This window comes from Actinomyces sp. AC-20-1 (genome assembly GCF_023369555.1).
Taxonomy (GTDB): Bacteria; Actinomycetota; Actinomycetes; order Actinomycetales; family Actinomycetaceae; genus Actinomyces.
On the sequence record NZ_JACJVC010000038.1, the window covers coordinates 1 to 1,328 of the forward strand.

Below are 1,328 nucleotides of genomic sequence, written 5' to 3' on the forward strand. Positions count from 1 at the left end.
GGGTGCCCCTGGGCACCACGGACCCGCGGGAGCTCGGATGACCGCCCGGCCGGCCGGTGCCACCGGCCCCACAGGCTCCACCGGCCCCGCTGCGGGCGCCCCGGCCGACGCCGAGCTCGAGCGCGTGCGCTCCGCCCTCGCCCGCGGCACCGACCTCGCCACCGCCCTCGACACCCAGACCCGACCCGCCCGGGGCGCCGACGGCCTGGCGGTCCTGGGCGAGCGGGTGCGCGCCGACGTCGAGGGCGCCGGGCCCGTCCTGCAGCCCCTGCTCGAGACCGACGGCGTCACCGACGTCCTCGTCGGCGGCGGACGCACGTGGATCGACCGCGGGCACGGTCTCGAGCAGGTCCCCGCCGCCGCCCTGCCCGAGGCGCAGGCCCGCGCCCTGGCCGTGCGCATGGCCGCCTCCGCCGGACGCCGCCTGGACGACGCCAGCCCCGTCGTCGACGCCACGCTCGCCGACGGCACCCGCCTCAACGCGGTCCTGCCTCCCCTCAGCGGCGACGGCACCCTCATCTGCCTGCGCACCAGGCGCAGGCGCGCCTTCACCCTCGACGAGCTCGTCGCCGCCGGCACCGTGGCCGCGCCCCTCGCGCCCGTGCTCGCCGCCCTCGTGTCCGAGCGCGCCTCCTGCCTCGTCACCGGTGCGACCGGCACCGGCAAGACGACCCTCCTGGCCGCCCTCCTCGGGCTCGTGGCGCCCACCGAGAGGATCGTGTGCGTCGAGGAGGCCAGCGAGCTGAGCCCCGACCACCCGCACGTCATCCACCTGCAGGAGCGCGGGGACAACGTCCAGGGCGTCGGCGCCGTGCCCATGACCGCCCTCGTGCGCACCGCCCTGCGCATGAGGCCCGACCGCATCGTCCTGGGCGAGTGCCGCGGGCCCGAGGTGCGCGAGGTCCTGGCCGCCCTCAACACCGGCCACGAGGGCGGCTGGGCCACCCTGCACGCCAACTCCCCGGCCGACGTGCCCGCCAGGCTCACGGCCCTGGGGGCGCTCGCCGGCCTGGACGAGGCGGCGGTGGCCGCCCAGACGGCCAGCGCCCTGCACGCCGTGGTCCACCTGCGTCGCCTGCGCACCCGCTGCGGGTCCAGGCGCGTCGTCGAGCGCGTCGGCGTGCTCTCGCGCGACCACGAGGGCCGTCTGCGCTGCGACGACGCCCTCCTGCGCCGCCCCGACGGGACGCTCCACGCCGGCCCCGGGGCGCAGCGGCTGGCGGCGCTCCTGCCCGGCGCGGCCCTGCCGGAGGCGCTCCTGCCGCCGGACGGTCCCTGTCCGCCGGACGGGGCGAGGGGGACGCGATGGTGAGCGCCGCGCCCCTGCT

Annotated in this window: 1 protein-coding gene; it reads left to right on the plus strand. The window is 79.2% G+C overall.

Annotation, left to right across the window (positions count from 1 at the left end):
- The first annotated feature begins 37 nt into the window (after positions 1–37).
- Positions 38–1,312 carry a TadA family conjugal transfer-associated ATPase gene (locus H6X67_RS11640; protein WP_249368444.1) on the plus strand — a complete coding sequence of 425 codons (1,275 nt, stop codon included), beginning with the start codon at positions 38–40 and terminating at the stop codon, positions 1,310–1,312.
- The last annotated feature ends 16 nt before the right edge of the window (positions 1,313–1,328 follow it).

Coding starts and splice junctions, on each gene's coding strand:
- H6X67_RS11640 (WP_249368444.1), top strand. CDS start 38: ATGACCGCCCGGCCGGCCGGTGCCACCGGCCCCACAGGCTCCACCGGC.